This is a genomic window from Paraburkholderia sp. EG287B (genome assembly GCF_040965595.1).
GTDB lineage: Bacteria > Pseudomonadota > Gammaproteobacteria > Burkholderiales > Burkholderiaceae > Paraburkholderia.
Genome location: NZ_JBFRCG010000012.1, coordinates 102,967 through 128,667 on the forward strand (window position 1 = coordinate 102,967; position 25,701 = coordinate 128,667).

A 25,701-nucleotide genomic window follows, 5' to 3' on the forward strand; every position below is an offset into this window, starting at 1 on the left:
CAAAACAAACTAGCTGGAACAGGGAGAAACGATGTCCAAGCGCTTCAACACGCGCCTGCGCGCGCTCGTACCTGCGCTCGCCAGCGCGTGCCTCTCAACCGGCCTCGTGCTCGCGTCGTCCGACGCCAGCGCGCAATCCGCGGCCTACACGAGTGAACCGGTGGATCTGTACGCAGGGCCTTCAGGCGACTATCCCGTCGTTGCCGAACTGGGACCCGGCCAGCCCGTCACCGTGATGGGCTGCGTGGGCGACTATTCGTGGTGTGACGTCACGGTGCCGGGTCTGCGCGGCTGGGTCTACGGTGGGTATCTCAGTTATCCGTATCAGGGCAACTACGTGCCGCTCACCGACTATGGCGCGGAGATCGGCGTGCCGATCGTGGCGTTCTCGCTCGGTGCCTACTGGGGCAGCTTCTATCGCGACCGGCCGTGGTATGGCGAACAGCATCGATGGGATCATGTACCGCCGCCTGAACGCGGCCGCCCGCCGGCCGCGCCGGCGTGGCACGGCGCGCCGGGCCGTCCGCCCGCGATTGCGCCGGGCGGCGGCGAGCGCCCGCCCGCGCCCAATGAGCCGATGCGCGGCGCACCGCCGCCCGGAGCGCAACGCCCGCCTGGCAACGTGGAGCAGCCCGGCACCATGCGTCCCCACGAGGCGGGGCATCCGCCTGAGCAGCAGCAGTTCGGCGGCCGGCCGCCGGCCGGCGCGCCCGCGCAGGGCTATGCGCGTCCGCCGGAGCCCCAGCCGCAGGGCGGCATGCGTGCGCCCGGGCCCGCACCTCAACAGCCTCAGGGTGGCATGCGTGCGCCCGCGCCCGCACCTCAACAGGCGCAGGGCGGCATGCGTGCGCCCGCGCCCGCGCCTCAACAGCCGCAGGGGCGGCCGGCTGCGCCGCCTCAGGGTGGTCAGGGCGGCCACGGTCCCAGCCAGGGTGGCGAACGGGGCAACGAGCGGCAAACCGAGCACTAACGCATAGCGCGTTGCTTCGCTGCAGCGGCGGGATCTCGATGGCGGGAATCCCGCCGCTGCTGTTTTCCGGCTGAGAATTAGGATTGCGAATCAATCAAGGGGCGTGACGGTCATGCTCGGCGTTACGCGGGCTCACTGGAGCCATCGCCCGCGCCATGCCATCCGCCCGGCGTTTCACCGCTTTTCGTCGGTTCTGACAGATTTAACAATCCCTGACAGTAAATTCATGGCGCCCAGGTGAGAATACGTCGTCGCGGCAAGTGCAAGCACGGCCGCGCTCCGCCAGCGCCACGCGAGCTTCGCGCATGCGCCGCTGGCAACGGATTTCTGCTACGGGGGCTGGCTCGCTCGGGACCTGGCGACGCAGTCAGCAAGAGGAAGTCAGAGCGAACCCGAGTTCGCCGGATAACGCTGGGAAAACCAGTGCTTTGAGGTGGACGTGGCGATGGCGGCACGTGCCTCGTCGTGCAGGGAGGCGGCTGCGGCCCGCTGACAGCGTCGGGCGGTGACGCTGGCAGCGGGGCTCGCGCCGCGTACGACGATGACTGCGCTGGCGGTCCGACTCCGGGGGCGGAATCCGGAGACCACGCAGTGCGCAGCACGCGGCCGTCGCCACATTTTTTTCCGCACTCCAGAACGCATTCTTTTTGCCGCTTCGCGCATGGCGAGCGGCTCGACGTTGTTGCGTCCGCGAAAAAACGCCTGGCCGCTTCACTTCCGTTGCTCTGCCTGCTTGTCTTCACGGGGGCTACATGTTTTTCCGATCCGGCCGTATGCGTTTTCCACCGGGCACGCGCGTGGACAGCCCCGACGGTGGCCGCGAGTTCGACCGCATCGAACTCGACCTCGCGCGCGACCGCCATGCGCGCGCCGCAATGGAGGCCTACGCGGATTCCTGCGCGGCCGAACTCCCGTGGCTCAGCGAAGCGCTGCACCTTTCGCGTTTCGGCGCGGCCGAGCGCCTGACACAGTGTTCGTCCACAGTGTTGCGCGTGTTCGTCATGGCGCAGTCGCGCGCGGCCTTGCAGCCCGACTATGCGCATGTGGCATGGGAGCACGTGCGCTCCCATCTGACCGCGCTGCTCGCGGAATCGCCTTCAGCCGCGGGCGAGGCGGCCAGGCCCGGTTCGAACGAAGGCAAATTCGACTACCATGAGTGATTAACATGAGAGCGATCTGTTCACCGAAGTCGAGCGCGGCCTCGCGCTCCCATTTTTTTCGAGACGCGGCGAGAGTAGCGGCCTTTACTGCACGGTGGGTTGCGCGTGCCGCCAGGGCCAGGGCGGGTGGCCGACGATCCGGTGCCGAAGCGCGCGCCAGAGCCCGCCAGGCGATGGTCCCGGTGGCAGCGCGGTGCGGCAGGGAGGCAGTCCATCGCAGGACGATGAAGAACAAACCTGGTTGCGGGGTGCTATGAGAGTTGCAGTACTGGATGACGATGCAGCGCAGACCGAGTTCGTCTGCCAGGCCTTGAGCGCGGCGGGCCACGTCTGCCACGCCTTCGCCAAGGGCAGCGAGCTCGTCAGGCAGCTTCGGCGGCAGACGTTCGATCTGCTCGTGCTCGACTGGAACGTGCCCGACATGGCGGGCGACGAAGTGCTGCACTGGGTGCGGCAGAGCCTCTCCACGCGCCTGCCGGTGCTCTTCATGACGAGCCGCAGCCGCGAGGCCGACATCGCGCAAATGCTCAACGCCGGCGCCGACGACTATGTCGTCAAGCCCGTCTCGGCGCCGGTGCTGAGCGCCCGCGTCAATTCGCTGCTGCGCCGCGCCTATCAGCTGCACACGCCTGCGTTCAAGGAAACCTTCGGCGAGTACGAGTTCGACCTGAAGTCGCGCCAGGCTTCGGTGAGCGGCCGCAACGTCGCGCTCACGCAGAAGGAGTTCGATCTCGCGCTGCTGCTGTTTCAGCACCTGAGCCGGCCGCTGTCGCGCGCGCACATTCTCGACGTGATCTGGAAACAGTCCGACGACATTCCTTCGCGCACGATGGACACGCACGTTTCCATGCTGCGCTCGAAGCTCGGCCTGCGTCCCGAAAACGGCTATCGCCTCACGCCGATCTACGGCTACGGCTACCGGCTCGAGCGGATCGAGGGGGACAGCGCGTGAGGGGCGTGCGTGCGGTGCGCGCCACCGCGGCGCCGTTCCTTGCCTTCGCGCTTGCGTTCATTGCCCTGCCCCGCGGCGCCGAGGCCCGCGAGCACGCGCCGGCGCAGCCGCCCGAGATGACCACCTACGTCACGCGCCCCGGCGACTCGCTCTACGACATCGCCACGCGTTACCTGCGCAATCCCGCCGACTGGAAGACGCTCGCGAGCCTCAATCATGTGAGCGAGCCGCGCCACCTCCGGCCGGGTACGACGCTGCGCGTGCCGGTCGCGCTGCTGCGCCAGGATGGCCTGAGCGCGAAGGTGGTTGCCGCGAACGGTCCCGTGCAGCATGCGTTCCGCAGCGGTCCGCTCCTGCCGCTCACGGTCGGCGCGAGCCTCGTCGAAGGCGACCGGGTGCAGACCGGCCACAACGGCTTCGCCACCCTCGAACTGGCCGACGGCTCGCATATCGCGCTGCCGCCCGATACCTCGCTCGACCTTGCCACGCTGCGTCAAACGGCGCTCACGGGCGCGACCGACCGCATCGTCGATCTCCATCATGGCGAGGTGAACAGCGAGGTCACGCACGCCACGAAGAAGGACGATCGCTTCCAGATCCGCTCGCCTTCCGTGGTGGCCGGCGTGCGCGGCACGCAGTTTCGCGTGAGCTACAACGGCGACAAGCGCGCGACGGCGGTCGAGGTGCTGGACGGCGCGGTGGGCGTGGACGCCGACTCGCCGACCCGCCGCCGCAGCGGCGCACACGCACGGCCGCCGGCACCGGGCATGCCGCTCACGGCCTCGGAGCAACTCGTCGCCGCGCACCACGGCAACCTCACGCTGGCGGGCCAGCCGGCGGGCGCGCCCGTCACGCTGCTCGACGCGCCCGAGCTGCTGCATCCGTCAAAAGTGCAGGATGACGAAGCAGTCGCCTTCGAAATCGCGCCGTCGGCGGGTGCGAGCGCCTGGCGCGTGCAGATCGGCCGCGACGCGGGGCTGCTCGACATGATTCGCGACCAGCGCAGCGCCGAGCCGCGCGCGTCGTTTGCCAACCTCGAAGACGGCACCTACTTCGTGCGCATCTCCGCCATCGACGCGCGCGGCCTCGAAGGCATGCCGGCGTCGTATGCGTTCGAGCGCCGGCGAGTCGCGCTCGGCACGAGCGCCGGCCCGATCGAAGGCTCGCGCGACTTCGCGTTCCGCTGGTTCATCGACCGCAACGCGCCGAACACGCGCTTTCGCTTCGTGCTCGCCACGACGTCCGATCTGCGCGCGCCGCTCATCGACCGTACCGACATCACGGCGGGCGACGCGGTCGTGCGCGACCTGCCGAAGGGCGTCTACTACTGGACGGTGATCGCCGAGCAGTTCGACAACGGCCACTATTACCAGAAGGCCAGCCCGGTCCAGTCGTTCAGGCTCGATTGGTGACGGAGCCGCGCATGAGCGTGAGGCCGCCCGCGCGCCTTGGCCGCTCCGTCGGGCGACGCTTCCTGTTCGAATGGGCCGGGGTGGGCTGCGCGGGCGTGGTCGTGGTCGTGCTCTGCGTGCTCTGGCGGCTCACGAGCGGCGCCGACCATCTGGTCTATGACCGTCTGCTCTCCGCGCGCGCGCTGCCGGTGTCGCCCGACATCGTGCTCGTGGAGATCGACAATGCGAGCGTCGCCGCGCTCGGACGCTGGCCCTGGCCGCGCGAGCTGCACGCGCGGCTCGTCGATCAGCTCGCGAAAGCGGGCGCGGCGGCCGTCGTCTACGACGTGCTGTTCACCGAATCGTCTCCCGACGACGCGCACTTTGCGCAGGCGCTGCGCGCGCGCCCGTCGTTCCTGCCGATCCTGCTCACGCCCGCCGACGACACCGGCCACCGCGAGGCCGTGCCCCCGGTCGCGCCGCTCGCGCAGGCGGTCGCCGGCATGGGTCATATCAACCTCGAAGTCGATAGCGACGGCATCGTGCGCAGCGTCGCGCTGTTCGAAGGCGACGCGCAGCAGCGCTGGCCACAGCTGATGGTGCCGGTCTGGCGGGCGGTGCGCAGCGGCGCCGTGAAGCTCGCGCACGGTACGCCCGGCGCCGCGCAGCGCGATGAGGTGCTGCATGCGGCGGCACCCGGCAGCGAGTCGCGCTTCCTGATTCCGTTCGGCGCGAATTCGCAGGCCTTCCGCAAGGTCTCGTTCGCCGACGTGCTCGATGGCCGCGTGCCGCCCGAGCAGTTGCGCGGGCGCGTGGCGATCGTCGGCGTCACGGCCTCGGGGCTCTACGACCGCTTCGCCACGCCGCTCTCGGGTACGCTCGGGCCGCTGCCCGGCGTGTACATCCACGCCATCGTGCTCGACACGCTGCTCAACGGCGGCGCCATCCAGCCCGTGCCGCCGGTCATGGTCGTGCTTGCCTCGCTCGCGCCGCTCGTGCTGCTGCTGGCGGGCTTCCTCGTGCTCTCGCCGCTGCGCACGCTGCTGCTGCTCGCGTTCCTGATCGCCGTGTCGCTCGGCGCGAGCGCGGGCATGCTGCACGCGCGCCTCTGGCTCCCGCCCGTGCCGGCGATCGTCGCGCTGCTCATCGTCTATCCGGTGTGGAGCTGGCGCCGCCTCGAGATGACGATGGCGTATCTGCGCAAGGAACTGCGCCAGCTTGCCGACGAACCCTACCTGCTGCCCGAGGCCCCCACGCCGCGCCGCGAATTCGCCGGCGACGCGCTCGCCCAGCAAATGGCGCTCATGGCGCAGGCCGCGCAGCGGCTGCAGGACATGCGCCGCTTCGTGTGGGACAGCCTCGATTCCGTGCCGGAGCCGATTCTCGTGGCCGATCTGCGCGGTGTCGTGCTGATCGCGAATCATGCTTCGCGTGCGTATCTCGAGCGCCTGGCGGTGAGCGCCGCGGAAGGGCGCCGGATGCAGGACGTGTTCGGCGACCTCGCGCTCGTCAAGCCGATCGACCCGGCGCCCGACGCGATGGCGTTTGCGCACGCGCACTGGCCAGCGCCGCTCGACCCGGCGCGCGACGAGTTCGCGGAATTGATGGAGCGTGGCGTGGAAGTGCGCGCGCGCGACGGCAGCGACTACCTGCTGCGCTACGCGTGCTGCACCAACGCGCAGGGGCAGGCGGTGGGCTGGATCGCGGGTCTCGTCGACGTGACCGAGCTGCACGACGCCGAACGCCAGCGCGAGGACGCGCTGCGCCTGCTGTCGCACGACATGCGCTCGCCGCAGGCCTCGATCGTTGCGCTGGTCGAGACGGAGCGCGAACGCGGCACGCTCGGCTCGGAGCCCCTGCGCGGCGTGATGGAGCGCATCGAGCGCTACGCGCGCCGCTCGCTCGAGCTCGCCGACGACTTCGTGCAACTCGCGCGCGCCGAGTCGCAGGTGTATGCGCTCGAGCCCACGAGCCTCGCGGAGCTGGTGATCGATGCGAGCGATGAAGTGTGGCCGCAGGCGCACGCGAAGCGCATCCAGATCGACACCGTGTTCGAAGGCGAGCAGATGGGCTGGATCAACGCCGACCGCTCGCTCATGACGCGCGCGCTCGTGAACGTGCTGAACAACGCAGTGAAGTACAGTCCTGCGGATACGCGCATCGTCTGCACCGTCGCGCTGGACGACCGCGCACCGCCGCGTGTGCTCTGCTCGATTCGCGATCAGGGCTACGGTATTTCGCAGGAAGATCAGGCGAGGCTGTTCCAGCCGTTCCAGCGCTTTCACGCGGAACAGCGGCCCGAGGTGAGCGGCGCGGGGCTCGGCATGGCGTTCGTGAAAACGGTCGTGACGCGCCACGGCGGCGACGTCCAGCTGGAGAGCGAGCCGGGCAAGGGCACCGTCCTGACGATGTCGCTGCCCGCGTTCGACGCGCCGGTTTGAGCCGCGCCGGACCGTTGCGGCGGCGCATGCATAACCCGAATGCCGCTGGCCCCATGCCGGCGGCCACCCGATGGAGTGTTTCGTGAAGACCTTGCTGTCGATCTGTCTCCTGCCGATGCTCGTCGCCCTCGCCGGATGCGCGGGCATGACGACCGACGTCGCGGCCACGGGTGCGCTGCCCGCTGCGGCGGCGACCAGCCAGCCCGCGCTCTACCGTTTTGCGCCAACCCCCGCCCAGGCCGATGCGGGCGAGATCCTGCCGTACCAGGCGTTGCTGAGCGACGGTCTCGCGCAGCGCGGCTTCAAGGCAGGCGCACCCGAGGCGGCGCGCTATCTCGTCTCGGTGGCGTGGGACACGCATCCCGCCGAGGTGAAAGTCGTGAATAGCAATTGCGGCGCCGGCTGCGCGCCGGCCGAGGGGCCGTCGTTGCCGTGGTTCGGGCGGCCCTACGTGCATACGCTGACGCTGCGTTTCTTCGCGTTGCCCGAAGGCGGCGAGGTCTACAAGGTGAGCGCCGTGAAGCGCGACCGCAACGCCGACGCACGCGAGGCCGTGCCGTATCTCGTGGCGGGCGCACTGGCGCGGCTGCCGTACGCGGGCGCGCCGCAATGGCGCGTCAAGCTGAAGGCTCCGGCCAGCGCCGGCACGGCGGAGCAGGCGCCGGGCATGCCGGAAGTGCTCTCCGTCTCACCCGTCAATCCGCAGTAGTTCAGGGCAACTTTTCCCAGGCCGCGCCGAACGCGGAGGCGCTATGCTGGCTCCAGAATCTGGCGCAACGGTTGCGCGCAGACATCACGGGAGTCGCTCATGTTCGATCACATTGGATTGCGCGTGCAGGATCTCGCACGAAGCGTGCGTTTTTACGAGGCGCTGCTCGCGCCGTCAGGCGTCGTGGTGTGCATGCGCGACGACTCCTACGCGGGGCTCGGCCAGCCCGGCGAGCCCAAACTCTGGCTGCACGCCATATCCGCCGCCACCGCGCTGGCGCCGCGCGGCGTGCACGTGGCATTCGCGGCGGCGAACCGCGCGGCGGTCGTTGGTTTCTATGAAGCGGGCCTGCGCGCAGGCGCGAAAGACAATGGCGAGCCCGGCGTGCGTGCCGATTACAGCCCCGACTATTACGCAGCATTCCTGATCGATCCCGACGGCAACAACGTCGAGGCCGTCTGCTACGCGCGCGAGGCGTGAGCGGGCGTCAGGCGCCGGGCGTTGCGTCCGGCGCCGCTTCGGCCACGCTGGCCGGCTCGTCATGCGGCCAGCGGTTTTCGAACACGCATTCGCCAAGCGGCTTGCGTTCGGCCCATTTCTCCATTTCTAGCATCGGCTGCGGGTAGAACGCGTCGACCTGACCCACGCACAGTATCGCCACCGGCTTGGCGCCGGGGGGCATGGCGAGCAGGGCGCGTACCTCGTCGACGTCGAAGATCGACACCCAGCCCATGCCGAGGCCTTCGGCGCGCGCCGCGAGCCACATGTTCTGGATCGCGCACGCCACCGAAGCGAGGTCCATCTCGGGCAGCGTGCGGCGGCCGAAGACGTGGGCTTCGCGGCGATCCATCAGCGCGACCACGAGCACCTCGGCGCAATCGCGCATGCCCTCCACCTTGAGCTTCATGAACTCGTCGCGCCGTTTGCCCAGCGCATCGGCGGTCGCGATGCGTTCGCGCTCGACCGTCGCATGCAGCTGTTCGCGCAACGCATGGTCCGTGATGCGCATGATGCGCCACGGCTGCATGAAGCCCACGCTCGGCGCGTGATGCGCGGCGTCGAGCAGACGCGCGAGCGTCGCGGGGTCGATCGGGCCCGGTGCGAAGTGCCGCATGTCGCGGCGCTCGTAAATCGCGCGGTAGACCGCCGCGCGTTCGGCTTCGTCAAAGGGCTGTGCCATGGAAGAGTGCGGCCGCGAAAGCCGGGTTGGAGGGCCAGTAAGCGTGCATATAGGTGGCCGCGATCGAGCCGTGCCGATACAGCGCCTCGCCGGGCGCGCCAGTTTGAGCGTGGCGTGCCGTGAGCGCGGGTGCGAGTGATGTGGAAACACGCGAATAGTGAAACGTATGGCCGCGTAGCTCGCCATGCGCGCCGTCGAGCTGCTGCATTCCGAGCGCAGCGAAGCGCGTTTGCATGACCGCCTCGCCCGGAAGCATGCCGAGCATCGGCGTGCGCGTGCCTTCCACGTCGGTCAACGCGTCGAGCAGATAGAGCATGCCGCCGCATTCGGCGACGAGCGGTTTGCCTGCGGATACATGCGCGCGCAACGAATTCGCGCTCCGCGTGTTGTGCGCGAGCGTCGAAGCATGTAGCTCGGGATAGCCGCCCGGCAGAAAGACCGCATCGGCGCCGGCGGGCGCAGGCTCGTTCGCGAGCGGCGAGAAGTAACTCACGCTCGCACCCAGCGATTCGAGCAACGCCATGTTCGCCGGATAGAGAAACGAGAACGCGGCGTCGCGCGCAATGGCGATATGACGGCCTTCGAGCCGCCGCGTCATCGCTTCGTCGTGCGAAGGATCGGCGAACGCCACTGCCGGCGGCAATTCGGCGAGCGCGGTTTGCGCGAGCGCGTCGGCGGCGCGTTCGATGCGCGCGTCGAGGTCGTCGATCTCCGCGGCCTGATGCAGGCCGAGATGACGATCGGGCAGCGCCATCGTCGCTTCGCTCGCGACATGCCCGAGCCAGCGCACGTCGGCGGGCAACGCCTCCTGCAGCATCTGGGCGTGGCGCGGCGAGCCCACTCGGTTCGCCAGCACGCCATGAAACGGCACCTCCGGCCGAAAGCGCGCGAGGCCGAACGCGATCGCGCCGAAGGTCTGCGCCATCGACTTCGCGCTGACGATGGCGGCCACCGGCACGCCAAACTCAGTCGCGAGATCGGCGCTGCTCGGCGTGCCGTCGAACAGGCCCATGACGCCTTCGATGAGGATCAGGTCGGCTTCGCGCGCGGCCTGCGCGAGCAGGGCGCGGCACGCTTCTTTACCCACCATCCACAGGTCGAGCGAGAGCACGGGCGCGCCGCTCGCGCGTGCGAGGATCATCGGGTCGAGAAAATCCGGCCCGGTCTTGAAGACGCGCACGCGCCGGCCCGCGCGCCGGTGCAGCCGTGCGAGGCCGGCCGTGAACGTGGTCTTGCCCTGGCCCGAAGCGGGCGCGCTGATGAAGAGCGCGGGGCAGGCAACCGTTGCGCTCATGCGCTCAAAACTCCACGCCCTTTTGCGCTTTCACGCCTTGCTCGCGATACGGATGCTTCACGAGGCGCATTTCCGTGACGAGGTCGGCGGCTTCGATCAGGGCGTCGGGTGCATGGCGGCCCGTCACGACCACGTGCACGTGCGGCGCACGCGACGCGATCACGCCGAGCACTTCGTCGAGCGGCAGGTACTCGTATTTGAGCACCGTGTTGAGTTCGTCGAGGATCACCATGGCGTACTCGCCGCTCTCGATCATGCGCTTCGCTTCGTCCCAGCCCTTGCGCGCGGTGGCGATGTCGCCGTCGCGATTCTGCGTGTTCCAGGTGTAGCCGTCGCCCATCGTCACGAAATCGCAGTGCGCAACGCTGCCGAGAAAATCGCGTTCGGCCGTGTGCAGCGCGCCCTTGATGAACTGCACGACACCGAGCTTCATGCCGTGGCCGAGCATGCGCACCGCCATGCCGAATGCGGCCGTGCTCTTGCCCTTGCCATTGCCGGTGTTGACGATCAACAGGCCCTTTTCGTGCGTCGCGGCGGCCTGCTTCTTCTCGTGGCCTTCGCGGCGGCGTTGCGTCATGCGTTGGTGCGATTCGGGATCGGTTTTCATCGTCGGGAGTGGGTTGGTGGCGGCGCTTTCGCGTCCGCGTTTTCGTGATCTTGCAGAATGCCTGCGATTGCGACCGTCACGCCGTCGAGCGCCAGCTTGCCGCGCACGAGCGGAGCGCCGCCCGCCGCGAGACGCGCGCAGGGCTCGCACACGCCGTCCACACCGAACTGCGCCTGCGCGGCGGCGGAGGGCGGCGCCAGTGTCGGCGTCGCGGCGAGCTGCTCCCGCGTGTACGTCTGCAGCGGCAGCGCGTGTGCCGCGCAAAACGCTTGCAAGGCGGGTTCGCCGGCTTTGGCGTCGAGCGTCGCCACGGCCGTTACGCCGTCGAGCGGCCACGCGCCGAGCGCGGCGCGCACTGCGGCTTCGACCTGCGCGAGCGTCACGCCGCGCCGGCAGCCGATGCCGAGCGCAAGCGGCGGCACGCGCTGCGCGGGCTCCGGCGTGGCTTCGAATGAGGCTGCGCGCGAGGCGCGATGTTCGGCAGGATTCACGGCGAGAGCGTCGATCGAAGGCGTGACCGCAGAGGCAAAACGAGCAAAAGCGTCGCGTTCCAGCAGGCGCCGGATGCGCGCTACGATAGCACACGCTTTTGCGGCTTCCCACGCCTTCCTTGACGCGCAGGCCCCCCGCGCCTACACTCGCACGCACTCTGGTGCTCGCGCGCGCGATTCATAATGCACGCGCAGTTAAACGGGAATCAGGGAGCCATCCCGCCTCGGGCATGGCCAACCTGAACTGCACCCGCAACGGTACAACGAGCGCGGCGTTCGCACGAATGCCGCAAACCGCTTCCATGCTTTACGCAGTCCACGCCACTGTGCAAGCCGGCCGCAAGGCCGCTCGCGCGGGAAGGCGAAGCGGTGTTTCGTCAGTCCGGATACCGGCCAGATACGTGGGATTCGCGCTGCGGGGATGCGGTGCCGGGTCCGTGATTTTCATGCGTCAGCCGGGCGAGGCCCGGGTGCGTTTCTGGTCGTTCGTCCCCTGCAGGTTGTTGCATCGTTGCGCGTGACAGCGTCTCCATGGATACGCGCGTGTGCGCAACACGGCACCCGCACGAACGGCAGGCGCGACGCACCATGCCCCTCGATACGGCCTGGCGCCGAAGGAGCACTTCATGCAAATGCGCAAGATTCCGGTCACGATCGTGACGGGCTTTCTCGGCAGCGGTAAAACCACGCTGCTGCGTCACATTCTTCAGCACGCGGGCGGCCTGCGCGTCGCGGTCATCGTCAACGAATTCGGCGAACTCGGCATCGACGGCGAAATCCTGCGTGGCTGCGGCATCGGCTGCGACGAAGACGGCAACGAAACCGAAGGCCAGCTCTACGAACTCGCAAACGGCTGCCTTTGCTGCACCGTGCAGGAAGAGTTCTTTCCCGTGATGGAGAAACTGCTCGAACGCCGCGGCGATGTCGATCACGTGCTGATCGAAACCTCGGGTCTCGCGCTGCCCAAGCCGCTCGTGCAGGCGTTCAACTGGCCGTCGATCCGCAACGCGTTCACCGTCGATGCGGTCGTGACCATGGTGGACGGCCCCGCCGCCGCGAGCGGCCAGTTCGCCGAAAATCCGCAGGCCGTGGACGCGCAGCGCCGCGCCGACCCGAACCTCGATCACGAGTCGCCGCTGCACGAGCTGTTCGAAGACCAGCTTTCGGCGGCCGACCTCGTCATTCTCAACAAGACCGATCTGCTGGACGTTGCGGACCAGGACGCGCTCATCGCCGAACTGCGCGAAGAACTGCCGCCGCAGGTGAAGATCGTGCGCGCGCAGCACGGCAAGCTCGATCTGCATACGCTGCTCGGGCTCGAGGCGGCCTCCGAGGAGAGCATTCATCTGCGGCACGACCATCACGGTTCCGCCGACGATCCCGATCATCACCATGACGAGTTCGATTCGGTCGTGGTGTCAGGCGCTGCCGCTTCGCGCGAAAGCGTGATCGAGGCGCTGCAACAACTCGTCGATGCGCACACGATCTATCGCGTGAAGGGCTTTGCCGCGTTGCCGGGCGCGCCCATGCGCCTCGTGATTCAAGGCGTGGGCCGTCGCTTCGACAGCTATTTCGACCGCCGCTGGAACGCGCAGGAAAGCGCGGCACAGCCGCTCGCGAGCCGTTTCGTGCTGATCGGCGAAGACCTCGATGGCGCGACGCTGCAAGCGGCCTTCGATACCGCATTGGCGAACCTGCAGACCGCGGCCGCGAAGTGATCGCGCCGAGCTAGACGAGGCTGTTCCATGCATTTGCTGCGCACCACGCCGGGCGGTTTCGTCGACGACACGCAAGGCGTTATCCGGATCGACCAGCAGCCCGCCGAGATCGTCGTGCTCAGTTCGGCGGACACCACGCTCGCGCTGCTGGCGAGCGTGGTGCCGCGTCTGCCCGCCGGTTTTCCGGGCGTGCGGCTCGCGAACGTCACGTATCTGCGCCAGCCCGCGTCGGTGGACTTCTACGTCAAAGACGTCTTGCAGCACGCGCGCGTGGTGGTGGTCGATCATCTGGGCGGCGAAACGTACTGGCCTTATGGGATCGAGCAGGTCGTCTCGCTCGCCGGGCGTCGCGGACAACTGCTCGCGATGTTTTCGGGCGACTTGCAGGAAGACCCCAATCTCATCGCCAAGAGCCGCGCCGAGCCCGAGTTTTGCCGCTTGCTGTGGCGTTATCTGCGCGAAGGCGGCGCGGCCAACGCCGAATCGTTCCTGCGTGCGCTCGCGTGGCGCGCGTTCGACTGGGGCAGCGAGCCCGCGCCGCCCGTCGCGCTGCCGGCCGCCGCACTCTATTGCCCGCAGCGCGATGTCGCGACCATCGACGAATGGCGCGCGCGCTGGCAACCCGGCGCGCCGGTCGTCGCGCTGCTGTTTTACAAGGCGCATCTGCAGGCGGCGAACACCGCCGCTTTCGATGCCTTGATCGCCGCGCTGCTCGCGCGCGGCCTGAACCCGCTGCCGCTTGCGATCACGTCGCTCAAGGACGCCTTGAGCCGCGACGTGCTCGACCAACTGGCGGCCGAACACGACGTCTCGCTCGTGCTGAATACCACGGCATTCGCGGCTTCATCGCTCGATGACCCCGAACCGATCGCGCTCGCCGGCGACGCGCCTGTGCTCCAGGTGATCCTGAGCGGCGGCAATCGCGAAGACTGGGTGAAGGACAATCACGGCCTGAATTCTCGCGACATCGCCATGCATATCGCACTGCCCGAAGTGGACGGCCGCGTGATTACGCGTGCGATCAGCTTCAAGGGCCTTGCGTACCACTGCAAGGAGACGCAGGTCGATGTCGTGCGCTATCAGCCCGACGCCGAACGCGTGGCTTTCGTCGCCGAACTGGCGCGCCGGTGGTGCCGTCTGCGCAGCCTGCCGAATGCAGAGAAGAAGCTCGCGCTCGTGCTCGCGAACTATCCGATGAGCGAAGGGCGCATCGGCAACGGCGTGGGGCTCGACACGCCGGCCTCGGTGGTCGGCATCCTGCGCATGCTGCGCGACGAAGGCTATCGCGTGGCCGATCTGCCCGCAGCCGGCGACGCGCTCATGCGCATCCTCACGCAGGGCGTGACCAACGATCCGGACACCCGCGCGCTGCGTCCCGCATGGCAGAGTCTTTCCCTCGACGACTACCGCGCGCGCTTCTCGCAACTGCCCGCCGAGGCGCAAAACGCGCTGATCGCGCGCTGGGGCGTGCCGGAGGATGACCCCACGGTGCGCCGCGGCCGCTTCATGATTGCGGGCTGGCGCTGTGGCCAGGTGTTCGTGGGTATCCAGCCGTCGCGCTCGCGCGGCGACGACACCTACGCGAACTACCACGACGCCGAACTCGTGCCGCCGCACGCGTATCTCGCGTTTTACTTCTGGCTGCGCGAGACCTTCGGCATCGACGCCATCGCGCACGTGGGCAAGCACGGCAACCTGGAGTGGCTGCCCGGCAAGAGCGTGGCGCTCGCCGACACCTGCTGGCCCGACATGGCGCTCGGGCCGCTGCCGCATCTGTACCCGTTCATCGTCAACGATCCGGGCGAGGGCAGCCAGGCCAAGCGCCGCGCCCAGGCCGTGATCATCGACCACCTGATGCCACCGCTCACGCGTGCCGAGAACTACGGGCCGCTGCAAGACCTCGAACGTCAGGTCGATGAGTATTACGAAGCATTGATGGTGGACCCGCGCCGCGCCAAGCTGCTGCGCAAGACCATCCTCGCGACGATCATCGAGCATCGGCTGCACGAGGAATTGAGCGTTTCCGCGCCGCAGGATCAGGCGGGCGAAGACGAATTGCTCACGCGCGCCGACGCTTACCTCTGCGAGCTGAAGGAAGCGCAGATTCGCGACGGCCTGCATACGTTCGGCGAATCGCCGCAAGGCCAGCAGCGGCGCGACACGCTGCTCGCGCTCGGGCGCTACGCATGCGGCGACGGGCAGGGCGCAAACGCGGGCCTGATCGACGCGCTCGCGCGCGACCTGCGTATCGATCACCTCGTCGATCCGGCTACGGTCGATTGGGCTGCGCCGTGGCAGGGCCCGCGTCCGCCGCAACTCGCTGTGGTGAGCGATACGCCATGGCGTCATGCCGGCGACACGCGCGAACGCCTCGAAATGCTGGCGGCCACGCTGATCGAAGACATTTGCTCAGGCGAACGAAGCGATGCGGAGCCTGCATCGCTGCCGCACGCGGCCCGGGTGCTCGCGCGCCTGCGCGACGACGTGCTGCCGCGCCTCGACGCCTGCGGCCCCGAAGAGTTGCGCCAGCTGCGCCGTGGCTTCGAAGGCCGCTTCGTGCCGCCGGGCCCGAGCGGTTCGCCCTCGCGAGGCCGTCCCGACGTGCTGCCCACGGGCCGCAACTTCTATTCCGTCGATACGCGCGCCATTCCGACCCAGGCGGCGTGGGCGCTCGGCATGAAATCGGCGCATCAGCTCATCGAGCGGCATTTGCAGGAGCACGGCGACTACCCGCGCGCCGTGGGGCTTTCGGTCTGGGGCACGGCGACGATGCGCACCGGCGGCGACGACATCGCCCAGGCGTTCGCGCTGATCGGCGTACGGCCGAAGTGGGCTGCCGGCAGCCAGCGCGTGACCGACTTCGAAATCATGCCGGTCGAGGCGCTGGACCGGCCGCGCATCGACGTGACGCTGCGCGTATCGGGCTTCTTCCGCGACGCGTTTCCCAACGTCATGCATTTGTTCGACGCCGCCGTGCAGGCAGTGGCCGATCTCGACGAGCCGGAGCACCAGAACCCGCTGCGCGCACGCGTGCTGCGCGAGCGCGATGCGCTGGTCGCGAACGGCATGGCCGCCGACGAGGCGCGCCGCCGCGCGGGCTGGCGCGTGTTCAGCGCGCGCCCCGGCGCGTACGGCGCGGGCTTGCAGTCGATGATCGACCATCGCCAGTGGCAGACCGACGCCGATCTCGCGAACGCGTATCAGGCGTGGGGCGGCTACGCCTACGCGCAAAAGAGCGCGGGCGATGAGGCGAGCGAGGCGTTCCGCGCGCGTCTCGCGTCGCTCGACGTGGTCCTGCAGAACCAGGACAACCGCGAACACGACCTGCTCGACTCGAACGACTATTACCAGTTCCAGGGCGGCATGGCCGCGGCGGCGCGGCATTTTTCGCAGGCGCAGCCCGCGCTCTATCACGCGGACCACAGCAATCCCGCTGCGCCGCGGATTCGTCCGCTGCACGAAGAGATCGCGCGCGTGATCCGCTCGCGCGTGGTGAACCCGAAGTGGATCGACGGCGTGAAGCGTCACGGCTACAAGGGCGCGGCGGAAATGGCGGCGACCGTGGATTACCTGTTCGGCTATGACGCGACCACGCGCGTGGTGGGCGATCATCAGTACGCGCTCGTCGCGAACGCCTACGTGCACGACGACGACACGCGCGAATTCATGCAGCGCCACAATCCGCACGCAATGCATGCCGTGTGCGAGCGCCTGCTCGAAGCGATCCAGCGCGGTCTCTGGCAGGAGCCGGGCGAGCATCGCGCACAACTCGAACACCGTCTGCTCGAAGCCGGGCAGCATCTGGAAGGATCAGGACCATGAGCGCTGCGGCCACGCGTCCCGCGTTTCCCTTTACCGCGCTGGTCGGCCAGGCGCCGTTGCAGCGCGCACTGCTGCTCGCGGCCATCGACCCCGCGATCGGCGGCGTGCTGGTGAGCGGGCCGCGCGGCACCGCGAAATCCACGGCCGCGCGGGCGCTCGCGGCCCTCCTGCCGGAAGGCGCGTTCGTCACGCTGCCGCTCGGCGCGAGCGAGGACAAGCTGATCGGCACGCTCGACCTCGAAGCGGCGTTGCGCGAGAGCGCGGTGCGCTTCGCGCCAGGGCTGCTCGCGCGCGCGCACGGCGGTGTGCTCTACGTGGACGAAGTGAACCTGCTGCCCGATGCGCTCGTCGACGTGCTGCTCGACGCGGCGGCGAGCGGTGTGAACACCGTGGAGCGCGATGGCGTGTCGCACACGCACGACGCGCACTTCGTGCTGGTCGGCACGATGAATCCCGAAGAGGGCGAGTTGCGTCCGCAATTGCTCGATCGCTTCGGCTTCATGGTCGAACTCGGCACGCCTTATGACGTCGCTGAACGGCAACGCATCGTCAAGGCGCGCCTCGCGTTCGACGCCGATCCGCAGGCGTTCTGTGCGGCGCGAGAGACCGAACAGCGCGCGCTCGCGCAGCGTCTCGCGGCGGCCCGCGAAGCGCTCGACAAGCTCGACTGGAGCGATGCCGTCCACGAGCGCGCGGCGCAGCGTTGCATCGAGGCCGCCGTCGACGGCTTGCGCGCCGACCTCGTGATGCTGCGTGCGGCGCGTGCGCTCGCCGCGTTCGAAGGCGCGCAGGCGGTGAGCCCGGACCACGTCGACGAGGTTGCCGATTGCGTGCTCGCGCATCGCCGGCACGCCATGCCGCAGCGATCCGATGCGCCGTCTTCCCCCGAGCCGCAGCAGCCGCCCTCCGCTTCCAGGCGCGAAGACAAGCACACCGAAACAACGTCGGATGCCGATTGGGGCGAGTTGCCGCCCGAGCCCGTCGCGGCGAAGGCCGTGAAGGGCGTCATCCCGCTGCCCGCAAAAAAACGCTGACCCGTCGGGCACAGGCCGCCGCCTTCGCACAGGGCGGCGCTCGACGGCGAGAAGGCCCGGGGCGCGGTCCCGCGCAAGTCGCGAAGCGCGGCGAGCGGATCGCCTGGCCGCCCACGCTCGCGGCCAAGCGCGCCGGGTCGTTGCAGGCGCAACATTTCCGTTTCGCCAGACGCAAGACCGGCTCCGGCGCGCTCCATTGCTTCGTGCTGGACTGCTCGGCCTCGATGCTCGCGCGCGGCCAGCTCGCGCTCGCCAAGGGATTGTTGATCGCGCTGTTCGATCGCGCCCGCGCCGAGCGTGTGGAGGTGGCGCTGATTGCTTTCGGCGGCGCCGGCGCCGAGCTGAGGTTCGGGCCCGCGGTGCCGCGCTGGTGGAACGAGCGCTGGATCGAGCCGATCGGCGGGGGCGGCGGCACGCCGCTCGAAGCGGGCATCGGCCGCGCGGCGCAGGTGCTCGAAATTGCCGCGCGCCGCGACCCGGCGCGTACGCGTCATCTCTGGCTGTTCAGCGACGGCCGCACGACGCAGTGGCCTGAGCGGCCGCGCCACGCCGACCACGTCACGGTGATCGATTGCGAACTTGGCGCGCTGCGCGTGGGGCGCTGCGAGGCGCTCGCGCGAGCCTGGGCCGGCGAGTGCCTGGACGCTCAGGCATTGCTCGCCTGAACGCGCATTAGCGCATGCTGCCGGTCCAGTACAGCACGTCGTCCTGACGATCGAATACGTAGACTTTCATCGCCATCTGTTCGGCGGTCGTGAGGCGGTTGAGTTCGAGGCCGAGCGTCGCGTGGGCGGGGTCGCCCGTTTCCGCCTGCACGTTGCGGATGATTGCAGTGGTTTCGATCGCCGTCGCGTTGTCGCCCGAGCGCAGCTGGAAGGCCACGCGCAGCCGCTCGCCCACCTTGCCGAGTGCCCACGCGGCGCTCACCGAAAGCCCGAGCGCGCTGATCCCGCGTGCGAGCGCCACGCCGTCATAACCCGCACCTTCCTCGCCGATGCCATAGCGCACGGGAAATTGCGCGCGCACCCGAATCGAGCGGCGTTCGCGCAGGCGGCGGATGTTGGCGGGCTTCGAAAGCACGAGGTAGTCGAGCGGCGACTGGCTGAGCGCATGCACGGTGCATACGAAGCGATAGACGGCCTGGCTCGCAATCGCGACGATCTCCACGTTTTCGCCCGGCGTGATGGCGATGGGGCGGCCGTCGACATAGGGCGTCGTCACGAAGAGTGCCTCGTTGGGCGCGAAGCCGATCAGGCGGCACGGGTGCATCGGTGCGCCGCTCGCGCCCATCTGCGGACGCAGGCCCATCAGCGCGCCGATGGTCAGGTGCATGTCGCGCGTGGTGGCGGCTGGATCGCCGGCGCTGGGCGCATTCGTGGCCGTCGCGCTCTCCGGTGCAGCCTCGAGCCGTTCCCTGTCGCCGCGATGCGGCGCGAAATGCTGGAACAGAAAGTCGCGTTCCGCTTCGCCCATCAGCACCGAGCCGGCGTCGAGCAGCAGGGCGCCGTCGCGATCGACGACGGGCCAGGCGAGCGGCTCGCCGACCGGCAGGGCTTGCGGCGTGAGCGGGGCGGCTTCGGTTACAGCATCGGTTGCGGCGTCGATGGCTTCGGCTTGAGCTTCGGTGGTCGGGTTGGTCATCGGCGCAGGCTGGGCAGTAAGCGGTTCGCGTCGCGAATTCACTTCGCGGGTTCATCTGGTTTACGGCGCCGCGGCAGGGAAATTGAGTACGTGCCGCGATTCGAAGGCGGTTTCGCGAGCCGCAGTATGATGCCCCTGAATGCAATCTGTAATTGGCCGGCACGCGGTACGAACGGTATCAACCCAATGAGCGGAGCAAGAGGAAACGCCTCATGAAGCTCTGGACACGATGTTTGCGAATCCTCCGCCAATGGAATCGGGCGCTCATGCAGTGGGTGGGAAGCCATCCGTTCATTGTCGGCACGATGGGCTCGCTGGTCGGCGCGGCCATCGTCGCCATCGTGCTGTTGGGGCTGATGCAGCAGCGCACCCAGGCCATCGTCAGCACGCAGCACAATTCGGGCGCGCTCGTTGCGCTGATGTCGAACGACCTCGAGGCCAATTTCAGCATCTGCGACCTGTTGCTGCTCGACGCCGCCGAGAGCGCGCGCGACCCGCGCACGCAAAGCCTGCCGCCCGACCTCCGCCGCAAGCTGCTGTTCGGCCGCGTGGCGACCGGCGCGTATCTCGACGACGCGTTCTATGCCGACGCGAGCGGCCATATCGTCGAATCGCGCGACGGCCGCGCGTATCCCGGCGTCAATCTCGCAGACCGGGACTATTTCACGGCGCAGCACGAGCGCTCGGTCGGCATGTATATTTCGGACCCGATTCGCTCGCGCACGCGCGAAGGCCAATATTCGATCGCGCTGTCGCGCCGCGTGAACGAGTACGACGGCTCGTTTGGCGGCGTCGTGCTGCTCACGATGCGTCTTGCGTATTTTCAGCAACTGTTCGACCGGCTCGACATCGACCCGAAGGGCAGCGCGTTCATCCTGCTCAGCGACGGGACCTTGCTCGCGCACCATCCCTATTCGGACTACGAAGTGGGTGCGCAGATCGGCGAGCTCGACTACATCCAGCCGATGCTGAAAAACAGTGCCGGCTCGTTCATCGCCGTGGGCGAGGCGGACGAGGTCGAACGCATTTATACGTACAAGCGCGTTCCGCACACGTCGCTCGTCGCGGTGGTCGCGCCTTCCGTGGACGGCGCACTCGACGCATGGCGCCACCGCCTGCGGATCTATGCGCCGATGGCGTTGATCTTCGGCGCGCTGATCGCGGCTTCGTCGTGGCTACTCGCATTTTCGATGCGCACGCGGCTCGCCACGCAAAAGGAATTCGAACGTCTCGCGGTCACCGACGCGCTCACGGGCCTCTTCAACCGGCGCGCACTCGACTTGCGCATCGAATCCGAATGGCAGCATGCGAGACGCGCGGGCGAGCCGCTCTCGGTGCTCTTCATCGACATCGACAAGTTCAAGCTCTTCAACGACTTCTACGGGCATGCCGAGGGCGATAAAGTGCTCGCCGCGGTGGCCCGTGCGATACGCGAGGCCTGCCGCCGCGCGACGGACATGGTGGCGCGCTACGGCGGCGAGGAGTTCGCCGCGGTGCTGCCGGCCACGCCGATCGACGGCGCCGTGAAAATCGCGGAAGCGGTGCGCCAGCAGGTGGCGGCGCTGGGCATCGCGCACGAGCATAGCGAATACGGCACGCTGACCGTGAGCATTGGCTGCGCCACCTGCGTGCCGCACAAGAGCGATGGCGCGCAGGCGCTGCTGCGCGCCGCCGACGCGGAGCTTTACGCCGCGAAGCAGGCGGGGCGCAATCAGGTGAAAGCGCGCGAGTTCGAGGGCGCGCCACCCGACCCGCGCGACTCGCTGCCCACCCTGAAGGCGTAAGTTTCTTTTAGGTATCCTCGCGATACCAGCGCGGCGTGTAAATCCACTCGCTGCCGTCGCCGCGAGCGAACCCGCGCGTGGCCGACGACCCGACGATCACCATCGTGCGCATATCGACGTCCGCCGAACGCAGTTCGCCGAGGGTCGTCGCGCGCAGCGTCTCGCCGGGGCGGCCCACGTCGCGGCCCAGCACCACGCGCGTGTGCGGCGCGCGCACGCTGCGCACGATCTCCAGCGCGCGCTCGAGCTGCCAGGGCCGCGCGCGCGAGATGGGGTTGTAGAACGCCATCACGAGATCGGCCTGCGCCGCATGCAGCAGGCGCTTTTCGATCACCGTCCACGGCTTCAGGTTGTCGGAAAGCGACAGCATGCAGAAGTCGTGGCCGAGCGGCGCGCCGACTTGCGCCGCCGTGGCGAGCGCTGCGGAAACGCCTGGTACGATCGCCAGCTCGACGGCATGCCAGCCGGCGTCACCCGAGCCTTCGAGCGCTTCGAGCACGGCGGCCGCCATGGCGAACACACCGGGGTCGCCCGACGAGACCACGGCCACGCGCCGGCCCTCGCTCGCCATCTCGAACGCGTGGCGGGCGCGCTGCAGTTCCTCGCGGTTGTCGGTCGAGTGGCGCTGCTGGTCCGCGCGAAACGGGCCCGCCATCTCCACATAGGTGGCATAGCCGACGATATCGGTGGCGCTGTCGAGCGCGGCGCGCGCGGCGGGCGTGAGCAGGTCGGGGCGTCCGGGGCCGAGGCCCAGCACCGTGAGCTTGCCGCGCGCGCGGCCCAGCGTGAGCGGGTCGAGCGGCGCGGCCGCGCAGGCGAGGGCGACGCCGTTATCGTTCGGCGCGTAGCGCTCGACATTTGCCGCGAAGTCGAGGGCGGCGAGCGTGGCTTGCGCCGTGTTCTCCGCGCTATCGACGAAGCGCAGCGGCACGCCGAGTTCCGCTGCGGCCTGCGCGAGCGATGCATCGCGCGTGTGCGCAGCAGGGGCGACCAGTGCCGCGAGCGCGAGCGGCGCGAGGCCGTGCGCATCGAGTGCGCGACGCACATCTTCAGCAAGCGCTGCGCGTGGCGCGCCCACGGCCGCGACGATGCTGCGCGGATGAATCACGAGATCGTCGGGACTGCCGTCCCAGGCGTTCGCGCTCACGCGGATGGCATGGCGTGCCGCGACGTCGCGCGGCAGATCGACGTTTTCCAGCCACGGTGCCTGGCCGTCCACGCGTGTCGTAGCGCCCGCAAGCAGATCGGAGACGAAGCGCTTGCCTTGCGCGAGACTCGCGAGCGCGTAGCCCGCGGGCGGATTGAGCAGGCAGGTGCCGAAGCGCAATTCGCCGCTCGTGGTGATGGCGGGCGCAACCGCGAGCGCCGCGCCAATTTCGCGCGCCATGACGTTCACGCCGGTGAGTCCACCGAGCAGCGGCACGACGGCGCTGCCGTCCTCGGCGAGCGCGAGCACCGGCGGCTCCGCGCCCTTGTTGGCGAGGAGCGGTGCGAGGCAGCGGATCACGATGCCCGCCGCGCACAGCGCGACGATGGGCAGGCCGCGCGTATAGCATTCGCGCAAATGCGCGCCAAGCTCGCTGAACGCGACATCGCCTGCCACGCGGCCCTGCAGTGCATGGACCTGCGCGCCGGGGTAGAGCGCCTGCACGCGCCGCGCCGTGGCGAGCGCGCCGGGCCCGAGAATGACGATCGCGGGCGGCGTCACGACTGCCATTTCACCCCCGGTACGACGAGCAGCGAGAAGTAGGGCGAAGCCATCGGATCGACGTCGTCGAGCGGGACGATGCGCTGGTTCGCCATGGTTGCGCGCTCGACATACCGCGCGCGATGCGCGAGGCCCAGTTCGCCCAGCACGCGGCGCACCTTGTCGAAGTTGCGGCCCAGTTTCATGATGACGGCGGCGTCCGCGTCGGCCAGGCGCCGGCGCAATTCGTCCTCGGGCAGCACGCCCGAGAGTACGGCGAGGCTCTGGTTGCGGTAGACGAGCGGCACGCCCAGCACCGCCGCGCCGCCCAGCATCGAGCACACGCCCGGCACGACTTCGGCCTCGTAGTGCGCGGCGAGCCGGTCGTGCAGATACATGTACGAGCCGTAGAAGAACGGATCGCCTTCGCAGATCACGGCCACGTCGCGTCCGGCGTCGAGATGGCGCGCAAGCATTTGCGCCGCGCCGTCGTAGAAGTCGGCGATGATCGCTTCGTACGAGAGCGGCGGTTCGAGCGCTTCGGTCGTTACGGGGTACACGAGCGGCAGGCGTTCCTGCTCCGCTTCGAGATGGGCCTCGACGATGCCGAACGCATTGCCTTTCTTGCCCTTCGCGACGAAATACGCGACCACGGGCGCGGCCTTGAGCAGGCGCAGCGCCTTGAGCGTGAGCAGTTCGGGGTCGCCGGGGCCGACGCCAATGCCGTGCAGACGTCCTTTGCGGATCATTTATTCGGTCTCCGAAGCGAGTGCGTTGACGGCGGCGGCGGCCATCGCGCTGCCGCCGCGGCGGCCGTGCACGACGACGAAGGGCACGCCGTGACTTTCGGCTGCGAGCTGCGCCTTGGACTCGGCCGCGCCGACGAAGCCGACGGGAAAGCCGAGGATGAGCGCGGGGCGTGGGGCGCCGGCGGCAATCATGTCGAGCAGATAAAAGAGCGCGGTGGGCGCATTGCCGATCGCAACGACGCTGCCTGCCAGATGCGGCCGCCACAGTTCGAGCGCGGCTGCCGAGCGCGTGTTGCCGATCTCGCGCGCGAGATCCGGGACGGCGGGGTCGTCGAGTGTGCAGATGACGGCGTTGTCCGCGGGCAAGCGCGCGCGCGTCACGCCATAAGCGACCATTTTCGCGTCGCAGAGAATCGGCGCGCCGCCCGCTAGCGCGTTGCGGCCCGCCGTGCCCGCGCCCGCGGAAAACGCGAGGTCGGCGACCACGTCGACCATGCCGCATGCATGAATCACGCGCACGGCGAGTTTTTCGAGGTCGGCGGGAATGCGCGAGAGGTCGGCTTCGGCGCGGATCGTCGCGAACGACTCGCGATAGATCGCCTGGCCGTCGCGAATGTAATCAGACATCTTGGGTACTCCGGGGCCGCTGCGCGAGTGCCAGCGCGGCGGCTTCGATCGTCAGGCTGCGCGCGACGAGCCGGCCGAAGCCGCTTTGCGTATCGTCGCGCTGGTACAGGTCGTAGTGGTCGGGGGCGCTGGCGAGCAACGTGAACGGCGCGCAATGCGCGGCCGCGCAGGAGCGCTCGCAGCCGCTCAGGTGGGCTTCGGCGCCGGGCGGCAGCAGGGCGGCGAGGCGCTGGGCGTCGGCTTTCGTGTCCGCGCGGCTTTTTGCGCATCCCGTCGAGCCGGTGCACGCGATCAGGCGCGCGAGCGGGTCGGCGCGCGAGACGATGAGACCGAGCGCGTGCAGGCGTTCGAGCGCGGCGGGCATGGCGTGCGCGGGCACGTTCGGCAGCAGCACGCCTTGCCAGGGCGTCACGCGCAGCGTCGCATCGCCCGAGTCTTCCGCGAGCGCGGCGAGTGCGCGCAGCGTTGGCGCGTCGATACGGCCGAGCACGGGCTGCGCGCCCACGTAGCCGCTGCCGTCGGCGTGCAGCGCGTGCGCGCCGAGGCGCAAGCCGGCGGGGCTCGGCGCGCGGCGCCACGCGTGCAGCGCGGCATCGACACGCATCAGCGTGCATTCGCCATGCTGTTGCGCGCGCTGCAGCAGCGCATCGAGCGAATGAGTGGCGAGGACGTCGCGCATGCGGGTGGCGTCCGCGTCCGCGAGATCGAGGAACGCATGCAACAGCGCGCGCATCGATGCGCAAACGTCTTCGGCCGCGAGCGTGCCGACTGGCTGCGCCGTGGGGCAACCTGCGAGCCCCAGCGCGAAGCGCACCGTTGCGCCATAAGGCAGCGCGGCGAGCCAGATGTCGTGCGGATGCTCGAGCATCGCCACACGCTCGCCGCCGTCCAGTTGCAGCGCGAACTTGGGCGAGAGCGCGGCGAAGCGTGGCTCGCGCTGCATCATGTCGATGAGCGCGGCGGCGAGTTCCGTCGTGTCGCACAACGCGTCAGGGTCGAGGCCCGCGAGCGGGCTCAGCATCACGTTGCGCAATTCGTCGGCGGCGCACGCGCGCTCGACCGGGCTCGCGGCGTCGATGCCGGCGGGGCCGAGGCCCGCGCCGATCAGCGCAGCGCTCAACGCCGCTTCCTCGCCCGCGCGCACGCCGCGAATCTGCACGTTCGCTCGATTGGTCAGTTCGAGCACGCCGCTCGCGTGCGTCGACGCTGCGTCGGCGAGGGCGCACGCACGCGCGGCGCTCAGCACGCCGCCGGGCAGACGGATGCGGCACAGGCCGCCGTCGCGCGCCGCGACCACGCGCACGAGCCCCGGGCACGCCGAGGGGCGGAGCACGGCCAATGCGGCAGCGGGCGAGACGGGCTTCGTTGCGTGTTTCAAGGCATTACCGGGTAAGCATCACGCTGGAGCGGCGCGCTGCAGGCGGGCAGCGGCAGCGATATCGGT

General features: G+C 69.1%; 21 protein-coding genes and 1 riboswitch. Of the genes, 12 read left to right on the top strand and 9 right to left on the bottom strand.

Annotated elements, in window-relative coordinates; genetic code table 11:
• Window positions 1-31 precede the first annotated feature (31 nt).
• From AB4Y40_RS22640 to AB4Y40_RS22670, 7 genes are all read left to right on the top strand, one after another.
• Window positions 32-970, top strand: a complete 939-nt coding sequence (locus AB4Y40_RS22640; protein ID WP_368689655.1) for an SH3 domain-containing protein — start codon at window positions 32-34, stop codon at window positions 968-970.
• Between the two features lie 773 nt (window positions 971-1,743).
• Entirely contained in the window at window positions 1,744-2,130 is a 387-nt protein-coding gene (locus tag AB4Y40_RS22645) for a hypothetical protein (RefSeq protein WP_368689656.1), read from the top strand.
• A gap of 253 nt (window positions 2,131-2,383) precedes the next feature.
• Window positions 2,384-3,082, top strand: coding sequence for a response regulator transcription factor (locus tag AB4Y40_RS22650; protein ID WP_368689657.1), 699 nt, complete (start codon window positions 2,384-2,386; stop codon window positions 3,080-3,082).
• Entirely contained in the window at window positions 3,079-4,494 is a 1,416-nt protein-coding gene (locus AB4Y40_RS22655; RefSeq protein ID WP_368689658.1) for a FecR domain-containing protein, read from the top strand. Before AB4Y40_RS22650 ends, AB4Y40_RS22655 begins: the two co-directional genes overlap by 4 nt.
• 11 nt (window positions 4,495-4,505) lie before the next feature.
• On the top strand, window positions 4,506-6,914 hold the full coding sequence (locus AB4Y40_RS22660) for a CHASE2 domain-containing protein (protein WP_368689659.1): 2,409 nt from the start codon (window positions 4,506-4,508) through the stop codon (window positions 6,912-6,914).
• A gap of 82 nt (window positions 6,915-6,996) precedes the next feature.
• Window positions 6,997-7,623: a DUF4136 domain-containing protein gene (locus AB4Y40_RS22665; RefSeq protein WP_368689660.1), complete on the top strand. Its 627-nt coding sequence runs from the start codon at window positions 6,997-6,999 to the stop codon at window positions 7,621-7,623.
• Window positions 7,624-7,722: 99 nt separating this feature from the next.
• Window positions 7,723-8,103, top strand: a complete 381-nt coding sequence (locus AB4Y40_RS22670; protein ID WP_368689661.1) for a VOC family protein — start codon at window positions 7,723-7,725, stop codon at window positions 8,101-8,103.
• 7 nt (window positions 8,104-8,110) lie between these two features.
• Here AB4Y40_RS22670 and bluB read toward each other — a convergent pair whose 3' ends face one another.
• From bluB to AB4Y40_RS22690, 4 genes are read right to left on the bottom strand one after another with little or no spacing between them, the layout of a single operon-like run.
• Complete coding sequence (gene bluB, locus AB4Y40_RS22675; protein WP_368689662.1) at window positions 8,111-8,803, bottom strand: 5,6-dimethylbenzimidazole synthase; 693 nt, start codon at window positions 8,801-8,803, stop codon at window positions 8,111-8,113.
• Window positions 8,787-10,097, bottom strand: a complete 1,311-nt coding sequence (locus AB4Y40_RS22680) for a cobyrinate a,c-diamide synthase (RefSeq protein ID WP_368689663.1) — start codon at window positions 10,095-10,097, stop codon at window positions 8,787-8,789. The genes bluB and AB4Y40_RS22680 overlap by 17 nt, the downstream gene beginning before the upstream one ends.
• Window positions 10,098-10,101: 4 nt before the next feature.
• On the bottom strand, window positions 10,102-10,704 hold the full coding sequence (gene cobO, locus AB4Y40_RS22685; RefSeq protein ID WP_028205563.1) for a cob(I)yrinic acid a,c-diamide adenosyltransferase: 603 nt from the start codon (window positions 10,702-10,704) through the stop codon (window positions 10,102-10,104).
• Window positions 10,701-11,195 (bottom strand): cobalamin biosynthesis protein, encoded by a 495-nt coding sequence (locus tag AB4Y40_RS22690; RefSeq protein ID WP_368689664.1) that lies wholly within the window; start codon window positions 11,193-11,195, stop codon window positions 10,701-10,703. The genes cobO and AB4Y40_RS22690 overlap by 4 nt, the downstream gene beginning before the upstream one ends.
• 142 nt (window positions 11,196-11,337) lie before the next feature.
• Window positions 11,338-11,608: riboswitch (cobalamin riboswitch) on the top strand.
• Between the two features lie 213 nt (window positions 11,609-11,821).
• On the opposite strand from AB4Y40_RS22690, the gene cobW reads away from it, so the two are divergent.
• The 4 genes from cobW to AB4Y40_RS22710 all read left to right on the top strand — a co-directional run bounded on the left by cobW (window position 11,822) and on the right by AB4Y40_RS22710 (window position 18,434).
• Complete coding sequence (cobW, locus tag AB4Y40_RS22695; RefSeq protein ID WP_368689665.1) at window positions 11,822-12,913, top strand: cobalamin biosynthesis protein CobW; 1,092 nt, start codon at window positions 11,822-11,824, stop codon at window positions 12,911-12,913.
• A 27-nt stretch (window positions 12,914-12,940) separates the two neighbouring features.
• Window positions 12,941-16,735 carry a cobaltochelatase subunit CobN gene (gene cobN / locus AB4Y40_RS22700; RefSeq protein ID WP_368689666.1) on the top strand — a complete coding sequence of 1,265 codons (3,795 nt, stop codon included), beginning with the start codon at window positions 12,941-12,943 and terminating at the stop codon, window positions 16,733-16,735.
• Window positions 16,732-17,769, top strand: coding sequence for an ATP-binding protein (locus AB4Y40_RS22705; protein ID WP_368689667.1), 1,038 nt, complete (start codon window positions 16,732-16,734; stop codon window positions 17,767-17,769). The genes cobN and AB4Y40_RS22705 overlap by 4 nt, the downstream gene beginning before the upstream one ends.
• A 140-nt stretch (window positions 17,770-17,909) precedes the next feature.
• Window positions 17,910-18,434, top strand: coding sequence for a VWA domain-containing protein (locus AB4Y40_RS22710; protein WP_368689668.1), 525 nt, complete (start codon window positions 17,910-17,912; stop codon window positions 18,432-18,434).
• A 7-nt stretch (window positions 18,435-18,441) separates the two neighbouring features.
• Here the strand turns inward: AB4Y40_RS22710 and AB4Y40_RS22715 are convergent, their stop codons facing one another.
• Window positions 18,442-19,410 carry a flagellar brake protein gene (locus tag AB4Y40_RS22715; protein WP_368689669.1) on the bottom strand — a complete coding sequence of 323 codons (969 nt, stop codon included), beginning with the start codon at window positions 19,408-19,410 and terminating at the stop codon, window positions 18,442-18,444.
• A gap of 266 nt (window positions 19,411-19,676) precedes the next feature.
• On the opposite strand from AB4Y40_RS22715, the gene AB4Y40_RS22720 reads away from it, so the two are divergent.
• The gene (locus AB4Y40_RS22720; protein ID WP_368689670.1) at window positions 19,677-21,194 is read left to right on the top strand and encodes a diguanylate cyclase; all 1,518 of its coding nucleotides are present in this window, start codon (window positions 19,677-19,679) and stop codon (window positions 21,192-21,194) included.
• Window positions 21,195-21,201: 7 nt separating this feature from the next.
• Here the strand turns inward: AB4Y40_RS22720 and cobJ are convergent, their stop codons facing one another.
• From cobJ to cobG, 4 genes are read right to left on the bottom strand one after another with little or no spacing between them, the layout of a single operon-like run.
• Window positions 21,202-22,911 carry a precorrin-3B C(17)-methyltransferase gene (gene cobJ / locus AB4Y40_RS22725; RefSeq protein ID WP_368689671.1) on the bottom strand — a complete coding sequence of 570 codons (1,710 nt, stop codon included), beginning with the start codon at window positions 22,909-22,911 and terminating at the stop codon, window positions 21,202-21,204.
• On the bottom strand, window positions 22,899-23,630 hold the full coding sequence (locus tag AB4Y40_RS22730) for a precorrin-2 C(20)-methyltransferase (protein WP_368689672.1): 732 nt from the start codon (window positions 23,628-23,630) through the stop codon (window positions 22,899-22,901). The genes cobJ and AB4Y40_RS22730 overlap by 13 nt, the downstream gene beginning before the upstream one ends.
• On the bottom strand, window positions 23,631-24,257 hold the full coding sequence (locus AB4Y40_RS22735; protein WP_368602864.1) for a precorrin-8X methylmutase: 627 nt from the start codon (window positions 24,255-24,257) through the stop codon (window positions 23,631-23,633).
• Complete coding sequence (gene cobG, locus AB4Y40_RS22740) at window positions 24,250-25,635, bottom strand: precorrin-3B synthase (protein WP_368689673.1); 1,386 nt, start codon at window positions 25,633-25,635, stop codon at window positions 24,250-24,252. Before cobG ends, AB4Y40_RS22735 begins: the two co-directional genes overlap by 8 nt.
• Between the last annotated feature and the right edge of the window lie 66 nt (window positions 25,636-25,701).